This is a genomic window from Acinetobacter sp. YH12155 (assembly GCF_013418255.1).
GTDB lineage: Bacteria > Pseudomonadota > Gammaproteobacteria > Pseudomonadales > Moraxellaceae > Acinetobacter > Acinetobacter indicus.
In genome coordinates, this window is sequence record NZ_VPCK01000037.1 from 1 (window position 1) to 9,956 (window position 9,956).

8 protein-coding genes and 1 pseudogene are annotated in these 9,956 nt (G+C 44.8%); 1 reads left to right on the top strand and 8 read right to left on the bottom strand.

Going from position 1 to position 9,956, the window contains the following annotated elements; genetic code table 11:
• Positions 1 to 133: 133 nt before the first annotated feature.
• The 3 genes and pseudogenes from FTU86_RS13275 to FTU86_RS13285 form a co-directional block, all read right to left on the bottom strand.
• A pseudogene (locus tag FTU86_RS13275) lies at positions 134 to 217 on the bottom strand (prepilin-type N-terminal cleavage/methylation domain-containing protein); the annotation flags it as partial.
• A gap of 579 nt (positions 218 to 796) precedes the next feature.
• Positions 797 to 1,891, bottom strand: coding sequence for an acyl-CoA desaturase (locus tag FTU86_RS13280; RefSeq protein ID WP_180048587.1), 1,095 nt, complete (start codon positions 1,889 to 1,891; stop codon positions 797 to 799).
• A 15-nt stretch (positions 1,892 to 1,906) separates the two neighbouring features.
• Positions 1,907 to 2,977, bottom strand: coding sequence for a ferredoxin reductase (locus FTU86_RS13285; protein WP_156189208.1), 1,071 nt, complete (start codon positions 2,975 to 2,977; stop codon positions 1,907 to 1,909).
• Positions 2,978 to 3,184: 207 nt separating this feature from the next.
• Between FTU86_RS13285 and fabR the strand changes: the two genes are divergently transcribed.
• Positions 3,185 to 3,811, top strand: a complete 627-nt coding sequence (fabR, locus tag FTU86_RS13290) for an HTH-type transcriptional repressor FabR (RefSeq protein WP_228151050.1) — start codon at positions 3,185 to 3,187, stop codon at positions 3,809 to 3,811.
• 20 nt (positions 3,812 to 3,831) lie between these two features.
• Here the strand turns inward: fabR and FTU86_RS13295 are convergent, their stop codons facing one another.
• The 5 genes from FTU86_RS13295 to FTU86_RS13315 form a co-directional block, all read right to left on the bottom strand.
• A complete protein-coding gene (locus FTU86_RS13295; protein ID WP_180048588.1) occupies positions 3,832 to 4,632 on the bottom strand; it encodes an alpha/beta fold hydrolase in 801 nt (266 codons plus the stop codon).
• Between the two features lie 108 nt (positions 4,633 to 4,740).
• Complete coding sequence (locus FTU86_RS13300; protein ID WP_005178913.1) at positions 4,741 to 5,007, bottom strand: PAAR domain-containing protein; 267 nt, start codon at positions 5,005 to 5,007, stop codon at positions 4,741 to 4,743.
• Positions 5,008 to 5,192: 185 nt separating this feature from the next.
• Positions 5,193 to 8,030 (bottom strand): RNA polymerase-associated protein RapA, encoded by a 2,838-nt coding sequence (rapA, locus tag FTU86_RS13305; RefSeq protein ID WP_104513564.1) that lies wholly within the window; start codon positions 8,028 to 8,030, stop codon positions 5,193 to 5,195.
• Positions 8,031 to 8,169: 139 nt separating this feature from the next.
• Positions 8,170 to 8,814 carry an RluA family pseudouridine synthase gene (locus tag FTU86_RS13310; protein WP_163145690.1) on the bottom strand — a complete coding sequence of 215 codons (645 nt, stop codon included), beginning with the start codon at positions 8,812 to 8,814 and terminating at the stop codon, positions 8,170 to 8,172.
• 141 nt (positions 8,815 to 8,955) lie between these two features.
• Complete coding sequence (locus FTU86_RS13315; protein WP_180037020.1) at positions 8,956 to 9,654, bottom strand: phosphopantetheine-binding protein; 699 nt, start codon at positions 9,652 to 9,654, stop codon at positions 8,956 to 8,958.
• Between the last annotated feature and the right edge of the window lie 302 nt (positions 9,655 to 9,956).

The following is a 9,956-nucleotide window of genomic DNA, read 5'->3' on the forward strand; positions in this document are numbered from 1 at the left end:
CAATTACGCAGAATAATTCGGTACTATTGAACATCAGGACTAGAGTTGTGAGTTTGGTGTGGTAACTCAACTGATGGCTCTAGTCCTCTTATTTTTCAAGTCAATTTCTTATCCGCGATTCAGGTTAATTACTATAATTAGGGAGAACAATTGCTGCCAGAATCGCAATAATCGCAACCGTGATCATTAATTCAATTAGAGTGAAACCCGCCTGCATAGATCGACGGCTACCATCTCTATTTCTATACATTTTGTTACTCTCTTCACTACTTATACTTAATTGATGAAAAATACCACAATTTCGTAAATCCAAAGCTTGCAAAAATGCTCATTGTTTTTAATTGGTAGTTAATCTAACCTGTATAACAATAATAATTATCATTAATATTTAATAATTCATAAAAGTTTAATTTATCTCAAATAGAATAAATAAATAAATAAATAAAAATCAATTTGTTATAAATATAAAATAAGTTGTTTTACTTCAATAAAATTTACCAAAAAAGGGAGATATATCACTTAAAAATACTCTAAGGGAGTGTGTTGAAATTAATTTACTGTTCTTTTAACTTAACAATTGGCAAAAGTGCTCAAAACAAGAGTTTAAATAAAAATATTTCTTATCAAAATTTAACAAAAAAACAACCAATTTCAAGTCCACCCTATTAAAACTATAATTTTTATTAAGTATAACTATACTTGAGAATCTAAGGTATGGAATTAAATCCACTTATACATACAAACATTACCAATAAAAAACCACTTCAAAAGAAGTGGTTCTTAGTCCCAAGAAAGACTATTTCTTGAATGGGAAAGCATACTTCACAATACGTTTAATCACACTGCCATACTGTTTAACCAGACTGGCATTGTTATAGTTTAGCCCGTATTTTTCACATACTGCTTGAACCTTTGGTGCCATCTGACGGTAACGGCGTGCCGGTACATCCGGATATAAATGGTGTTCAATCTGATGGCTTAAATGGCCAGTCAGAATATGGAACGCTTCTGAACCAGTCAGGTTAGAAGAACCGCGAATCTGGCGCATATACCAGTGGCCACGGCTTTCATTTTTCAGTACTGATTTTGGGAATACCTCAACATCTTTGGTGAAGTGACCACAGAAAATAATACTGAAGGTCCAGATGTTACGAATCCCGTTGGCCACCAGGTTGCCAGTGAATACCGGTAACGCAGCAGGACCAGCAATCAGCGGGAAGAACACATAGTCTTTAAACAGCTGTTTAGAGATTTTGCTCTGTAAAGGTTTCCACTCTTCTTTCAGCTCAGCCTTGGTTTTACGGCCCATCCACACTTTACCAAGTTCCAGGTTTTGAATCGCCACACCCCACTGGAACAGTAAACAGAATGGAATACTGTAAACCGGTTGTAGCAGATGACCCGGTTTCCAGCGTTGTTCTGGGAACAGACGTACCAGACCATAGCCGATATCATCATCCATACCTTTAATATTGGTATAGGTATGATGCTTGTAGTTGTGGGTTTGACGCCAGTTTTCAGAGGTACCGACAATATCCCACTCATAGGTCTGACCGTTGAATTTTGGATCGTTCATCCAGTCATATTGACCGTGCATGACGTTATGGCCAAGTTCCATATTTTCCATGATTTTGGCAAAGCCGAGCAGACCAGTACCCAAAATCCAGGCTGGCGGGAACCAGCCAGCAAACAGGCAGGCACGACCCGCAATAGAAGCATAACGGATGGTTGAGTATACACGGCGGATGTATTTGGCATCTTTTTCGCCTAAATCATCCAGCACTTCCTGCTTGATGGCGTCTAATTCACGCGCCAATTCATCCAGTTCTAATTGGGTTAATTCGCGGTTTTTAGGATTTTTAAAATATTCAAATTTGACTGGCATATTCATAGTGAGTGTACCCGCTTATAAGTCAATAACTAAGTCTGTTTGTGCCGAATTCACGCAAAGCTTGAGCAAATTACCCGGTTCGGTGTTTTGCGCACCATTCACCAGATTTTTGGTCGAGCCTTCGACTTTGTTGCAGGCACATTTATTACAAATTCCCATACGGCAGCCATGCTTCGGTTGAATATTCTGCTGCTCCAGGCTGGTCAAAATAGATTGGCCTTTGGGAATGGTCACGGTTTTATTCGATTGGGTTAAGGTCACCTGCACAAAACCAGCTTCTTCATTGAGCATTGGGCTCATGCTAAAGGCTTCAGTTTTTAATTGTTGTGCATGCGCAAACAGTTCTTCTACCCGTGCAGCAAAACCCGATGGACCACAGGCATAGACTGCGCTCTGTTCAATCTGCTCAAGGGCTTGCAGATGGCTTTCATTCAGACGCTGTGCCGGTGTTTCCCCTGCCTGGGTATAAAACACGTCAAAGCTAAAGTGTGGATATTGTGTCGCCCATTGTTCAAACTGGGTTTTAAAAGCAACATCGGCAAAGGTTTTTACCCAGTACATCAGTTTAACCGGGGTCTGCTTTAATTGACCCGATTTGGCCAAAGCATCGACCAGGCTATACATTGGGGTAATACCACTACCGGCAGCCAGCAAAATGAGTGGCTGTGTCGCTTCAGGCAACAACATATCGCCATAAGGCTGGCCAAATTCCAGAATATCGCCCACATTGGCCTGATTGACCAACCAGCTGCTGACTTTACCCTGATCGACTTTTTTAACGGTTAACAGCACATGCTGAGTATCCAGTTGCGTCAGGCTGTAGGTACGCTCATAGCGAATTCCTTCAATGGTGACAAAGACCGGGTGATGTTGGCCCGCCTGTCCAAGCTGGAATTTCTGATTGAACTGCACCATCAGGCTGACCGTGTCCTGCGCGGTCTGCTGCTTTTGCACAATCTTGCCCAATGCCTGATTCACAGACCACAACGGATTGATTTTTTGTAACCAGAAGTTTGCCGAGTACGGATCAACAATCGCACTCGCAAGAGATTTGAGGGGAGATTTCGACTTTTCGATAACGTGCATAGCCTACACCACGCGATGAATTCTCAATTATTATACACATGTATATATATTTGTATATACGCTTGTATTGTTTCTATTCATTTCACAAGTTCACACACAACGGCTATACTACTGAAAAGCCTTTCAGCTCTGGACCCTATGACTCAGCCTGCCATGAAAATAAGTAATGATGTTCTTGCCCAAGATGTTCCCAACATCCGTGAACCCATGACGGTGCGTACGGTCGGCAGGAAAGCGACCATTACCAAGGAAGAGCTGTTTCAGGCTGCACTGAATCTGATCGGACCCCAAAAAAGTATTGCCTCTTTAAGCCTGCGTGAAGTCGCGCGCGAAGCCGGTATTGCACCGAATAGTTTTTATCGTCACTTTAAAGATATTGATGAGCTGGCCATTGCCCTGATTGACCGGGCCGGCCATGTGCTGCGTCAGATTCTGAATCAGGCACGTTTAAAAGCATCCAAACAGAACAGCATTATCCGCACCTCGGTTGAAGTCTTTATTGAACAGCTAGATGCTGATGAAGGTAATTTAAGTCTGCTGTTGCGTGAAGGCTATACCGGATCGACGTCTTATAAGCAGGCAGTGGAACGTCAGCTGAACTATTTCCAGCAAGAACTGAAAGATGACCTGATTCGTCTGGAGCGTTTGAATAACAGCAAACTGTCCCATCCGGAGATTGTTTCTTCAGCCATTACCCAGCTGGTGTTTAATATGGGTGCCAAAGTGATTGATATGCCCGCCAATGAACGTAAAATCATTGCCGAGCAAACCATGATCATGATCCGGATGCTGCTCGAAGGCGCACGCCATTTAGATGAAGCACAAATCCGTTAACTGGATTTTAAACTGCTTATTTAAAGTGTTGATCGAATCCGCTGCTGCACATCGCGTGCGCTCTGCTCAGGAGATTCCAGCGGGAACATATGCCCACCCGCTACAACACTAAACTCAATGCCATATATCTTTTTTAGTCCCTGCGGGAAACCTTGCTTATAAAAAGCACTCTGCTCTGCCGTGATTAAATGCACCGGTAAATTTGGGGCTTTACGCGGCCAACGCCACCACCAGCTTGGTACAGTTCTAAAAATATCTGCCTCGACCTGTTTTGGAATCTGTAAGCTGATGCCGGCCTCATCTTCTCTAAGACCATGCCGGATAAAATCCTGAAAACAGCGCTCATCAAACTGTTTAAACAAGGCATTGCCACGTAACTGCTGATAAGCCTGCTCACGGCTAGACCAGGCGTCTTTACGTTTCAGACTCAGCCCGGCCGGGGTTAAACGGTCAATCTGTTTTGAACCCAGCTTTTGCAATAACTCGAATATCGGCGCTGTTTTACCAATCACAAAAGGCGGGTCCATTAAAATCAGCTGGCTAAATAAATCTGGCCGTTGATAAGATGCCATCAGCAACACCAGCGCGCCAAAAGAATGCCCCAAACCGACCACCGCCTGTTTTGGTGTTTGTAACTCGATATCGGCAATGACCTGCGCCACCAGTTTTTCCCATTTTGGCTCAACCGGATAGTACGGATTCAGGCCAATGACCGGAATATATTTCAGCTCAATATCGGCATCAAAATAATCAAAAAAGGTCTGATAGCAAGGACTGGCGATGCCATTGGCATGGGCAAAATAAACAACAGTTTTGGTCATAAAGGTATTTGAAGCAGATAATCCATTTTGCAGGAGGTAATTTTAATTTTTGCTGCGATTCTCAAGATTAGCCAGGCTGGTTCAACACTCTACGCCTGACCAATATATTTATTTAGCCGACACCACCAGATTCTGGCTAGGCAAGAAAGTTGCGCCGCAGGTGGTTTTATCACCAACAATCACCACACCACGCCCTTTGACCTGGGTGGTTGGATCGGCCGCAATGGCCGCTACTGTAGTTTTACATTTTGGACAATAATGCTTCATGCCATTTAAATGCACGGCAATGCCATTAATAACAAATGAACTTTCACATTCAGCAACCACACCGCCATGTGAAGTTTTAGAGCCTAAAGTGACTAATGCTTTACCCATCGTTGTTATATCTTTTAAAAATTTGGCTCATCTTAGCATGAACATTTTACCGGACTCTAGTGCACTGATCGCTGGGCTGTTTATGTCAGGCAAATCAGCATAAAAAAGCACCCTTCAAATTAGACTAAAAGTGTCCAACTTTCGGGGTGCAGTTCACGAAGGTGCTTTTCTAAAAATTACGACTGTTATGGTTTAACCACCACCATCACCTGAATCGCTTCCGGGGTAACCGCAATACCGTCAAGTAGGCTTAAACCTTCTTTTTGCAATTTCTGCAAACGGCTGATTTCATCTTCACGGATGCTTGGGTTAAATTGCTTCAGATACGTTAGACGGTCAATTTCATATTGCCATTTCGCGCCATACATTTCTTTGGCCTGCTCTTTTAAGCCCGGCAAGGCAGTTTTGGCAATGTCCAATGCCTGTGCATAACGCTGCTCAATCACCTCGCGGCGTGCTTTTACCACCTGACGGCAGCTATTGCCATCTAAATGATGTAAATATGGTTTTAAGATTTCAGGGGCAATTTTTTGCGACAGATCCTGACCTTTTTCACTCAGCAATACACGAATCAATTGCTGCGGCAAGCTTGATGGCAAGTTCAGCGCTTTCGGTGCAATCACATCAACCTTGAACCACACTTCCAGCAGCACCGAACCTTGCGGTAATGCAGCTGACTTTAACACCGCCACATTGGTACTACCAAAGCTTTGGGTATTGATCATTTCCATCACGCTTTCGGTAAATGGATGTTCCAAAGTCAGATATTGTGCATCTTCACGGATTTGAGCCTGATCACGATAGAAAGTCGCAGTCATGCCCTCTTCATCTAAAGTCAGACCTTGCACCTGCATCTGGTCTGTTGGCTTGATGATGACTGTGCCATTGCTTTGTTCATCAAAGTCGATGTTGGTTGAAGCCATAAAGCGCTTCATGAACATTGGCAAGGTAGTGTTGTCATCATAATCTTCCAGCGCCTGGACAATTTCCTGCGCCACCACCGGACGGCAAGAGTTGTATTCCAGTAAACGGTCACGGCCTTCCTGCAGTTCAGCTTCCAAGGCTTCGCGCTGTACGCTAACCGCTTCCAGCAATTCTTCAAACTGCTGGCCTTGATCTGCCAGTAAGCAGTCTTTTAATTCAACAATGAAGTTTTCCTGCAAGGTCTGCGCCGTTGGGGAAATATTGCTGAATATATTCAACGCTTCGTTATACCAGCGGAACATGCGTTCTTGCGCCGTGCCAAGTAAATACGGCACGTGAATCTGAATCCGGTTTTCCTGACCAATCCGGTCTAGACGGCCAATTCGCTGTTCCAGTACGTCCGGGTTCGCCGGTAAATCAAATAAAATTAAATCCGATGCAAACTGGAAGTTACGCCCTTCTGAACCAATTTCCGAACAGAGCAGGATTTGCGCACCATAGGAATCTTCTGCGAAATACGCCGCCGCCTGGTCACGTTCCAGCAGGCTCATACCTTCATGGAACATCGCAGTACGAATACCGGCGTGTAAACGCAGTGCATTTTCTAGCGCTTCCACCACCGGACCACTACGTGCAATCAGTAGCACTTTTTTGTGTTTTAAATCGCTGCGCAGCTTTTCCATCAGCCACATTACACGCGGATCGGTTTCCATCCACGCACCATCAAGCTGGCCTTCTTCTGGCCACATCTGTTCACGCAACTTGCCCTCTTTGGCCCAGTGCTCTGGGGCTGGCAGTGGTGCTGGCTGACAGTCCCGTCCCGGGAAGCCCTGAATCGCTTCACGGGTGTTACGGAATAAAATACGGCCGGTACCATGACGGTCTAACAGTTCATGAATGGCGCGGAAACGCTGTTCCGGATGGTCTTCAATGCGATGGCCCAGTAAGCCTTCCAAAGCGGCCAGATGACCTTCTTCCAGTGGCATGTCGGACATCAGCACTTCGGCAATTTTGGCTGTTTGCTGATATTGCGCTTCTTCATCCAGGAAACGGTCCAACGAACTGAAACGTTGAGGATCGAGCAGGCGTAAACGGGCAAAGTGACTTTCAACACCCAACTGTTCTGGGGTTGCAGTTAAGAGCAACACACCGGCCGTTTGTTCAGCAAATTCTTCGACCAGATCATAACGGTCATTGCCGCCTTCTTCTTCTGACCACATCAGGTGATGCGCTTCATCAACCACCAGTAAATCAAAACCAGCTTCAAGTGCCTGCTCACGCAGATCTTCGTGGTCAATCATCAGGTCAATAGAAGCAATAATACATTGCTCGGTCAGGAACGGGTTTAAATCCGGGTCATGTTCTTTAATTGACGCTGTACGGGTCAGATCAAATAAAGAGAACTGCAGGTTGAAACGGCGGCGCATTTCAATCATCCACTGATATTGCAGTGAATCTGGCACCAAAATTAAAATACGTTCAGAACGGCCGGTTTTGAGCTGCTGATGAATGATCAGACCGGCTTCAATGGTTTTACCCAAACCCACTTCATCGGCCAGTAATACACGCGGTGCAAAACGCTTACCGACTTCGTGGGCAATATAGAGTTGATGCGGAATCAGGCCAACGCGTGAACCAATCAGGCCACGCAGCGGACTGCTGTGCATATTGGCCTGCATCAACAGCGCTTCAATACGCAGGTCGTACCATTCTTTATAGTCAATCTGGCTGGCCAGTAAACGGTCTAAGGGTTTAGACAGCTGGATTTGCGCGCCAATTCGGGTTTCATTCAGCGATTTCTGTTCTTCTGAACCATCTTCCAGCTGACGTACCACGTTATAACGCACCACGCCACCGCGATCTTCCAGACTCTGAACCGTCCATTTCAGGCCTTCCTGGTCCTGTACTTCATCGCCCGCATTAAACACGATACGGGACAAAGGTGCATTGTTACGTGCATAGACACGGGTTTCGTCACTCTTGGGGAATAAAATGCTGATTGAACGTTCATCTACATCAATAAGAACGCCTAAGCCCAGTTCTGTTTCTGTATCTGACAACCAACGTTGACCAATAGCAAACTGCTGCAATTTTTCCACCTTTTTCTAGAAGTTAGGACTGTCGCGTTATCACTCAAGGACTGCTTGCCATTTGAGCAAAATTTGACATCGTAAAGCAATATATTTTGACATAAAGCCCACCAAAAAGTGAGCTTAAATTCATGAGGATATGTTTCCCTTAAAACGGCACCGGGCAATTAAACTCCAGTGTTTCTCCCGTTTGAGGATGTTGAAAACTTAAATACGCCGCATGCAAACACAGGCGTGGAGACAGCTGTTGCTGCTCTGGCGTGGCATATAAGGTATCGCCAATAATTGGATGACCCAGATATTGCATATGCACCCGCAGCTGATGCGAACGGCCGGTAATTGGAATAAGTTTGACCCGCGTAACCGCCTGTCCATTTATTTCAAACTGTTCCAGCGCCTGCCAGTGGGTAAGCGCCGGTTTCGAATGAGAAGGATCGGCCATATGCAACGGCGGACGGGTTGGATCATAGACCACCGGCACATCAATGGTGCCTTCGCCGTATAGATGCCCGGCCACCACTGCCTGATAATGCTTATCGGTCTGGCGTTCCTGAAACTGGCGTGAAATCTTGTTTTGCCCCAAGCGGCTAAGACCAAACACCAAAATACCTGAGGTGTCACGATCCAGACGATGAATTAACAGGGTTTTAGGCTCAATGGCGACCAAACGGCTGATCAGGCAGTCTTGTAAATCTGCTGTTTTTCCTGGCACTGTGAGTAAGCCGGCCGGTTTATGGATGAGCATAAAATCTTCATCTCGATAAATCAGGTGTTCGGTTAGAAAATTACTCAAAGTACACTTCCAGGCTGATCGCGAAAATAAGGCGGCAATGATAAAAACCTTGCACCACAATTACAATGCAATTTGCGCAAATTGCAGACGTTTTTTCCGATTTTGCTGAATAAAAATGTCAATTTTCTGAAAATGGCAAATTTAGTCCGTTAAAATCTGCAGCAATCCGTGAAGTGTGGGTTTGGACTGCAGATCTTCATAGCGAATATTGGCACCATTGGCACGCCATAAACCGACCAGACTGACCATACTCACCGAATCCAGACCATAGTGACGCAGGTCTTCATGCGGGTCGATGTCCAGCGCATCCATATCCAGCTGTTCGGCTATGGCCAGTAAAATGCCTTTGCGGGACAGGATATATGCCAAGGGCGCACTGAGACTCCAAAGCCGGTTCAGGCTATAGCTAGTCAGATGATGCAGCCCCTGCTGGGAGATATTTTCAATCCATTGGATATGCTGCTCCTGATTGGCCAGTAGAATCGCATCATCCACCACACAGAGCTGTTCGGTCACGCTATACAGATGCGGTAAAATCTGTTTTAGCATCGGAGTGATCTGCCCGGCAAAAATCAGTTGTGGATGGGTTGAAGCGTATTCACCCAACTGCTGCATGCCTTGCAGGACATCATCGCCATAGAGATCGACAATAGGAATATCGAGGGCTTTGGCTTTGTTGCTGATCTGGATCAGATGAGTCATCAGGTCGCTGTCCTGTATACCTACCATCATCCTTAGGTTTTGCAGTCCTACCAGTACCAAAACAGATTCATTTGATGCAAGCTGCCATTTGGCTTGAGATGGTACGAGTTGGATTTTTTTGGGCATGAGGTACAGCATGGAAGGCTCTTATAAATACAAAATAGCATGATGATTCATGCTATTTTAGTTTAGCATCGATTTAAAAAACACTTTGATTTCACAGACGTTTATTGTTCTAATTTCGTATAATCGCCATTATCTTAAATAAGCATAATTCAATACAAGCAATTGATCGAACTATAGATTAATTTAGGTAACCTGAATCGCGGATAAGAAATTGACTTGAAAAATAAGAGGACTAGAGCCATCAGTTGAGTTACCACACCAAACTCACAACTCTAGTCCTGATGTTCAATAGTACCGAATTATTCTGCGTAATT

Bases quoted from the DNA above. Each gene is read 5' to 3' on its own strand.
- FTU86_RS13315 (WP_180037020.1), bottom strand. From the start codon at position 9,654: ATGCTGTACCTCATGCCCAAAAAAATCCAACTCGTACCATCTCAAGCC.
- fabR (WP_228151050.1), top strand. From the start codon at position 3,185: ATGACGGTGCGTACGGTCGGCAGGAAAGCGACCATTACCAAGGAAGAG.
- FTU86_RS13280 (WP_180048587.1), bottom strand. From the start codon at position 1,891: ATGAATATGCCAGTCAAATTTGAATATTTTAAAAATCCTAAAAACCGC.
- FTU86_RS13285 (WP_156189208.1), bottom strand. From the start codon at position 2,977: ATGCACGTTATCGAAAAGTCGAAATCTCCCCTCAAATCTCTTGCGAGT.
- FTU86_RS13295 (WP_180048588.1), bottom strand. From the start codon at position 4,632: ATGACCAAAACTGTTGTTTATTTTGCCCATGCCAATGGCATCGCCAGT.
- FTU86_RS13300 (WP_005178913.1), bottom strand. From the start codon at position 5,007: ATGGGTAAAGCATTAGTCACTTTAGGCTCTAAAACTTCACATGGCGGT.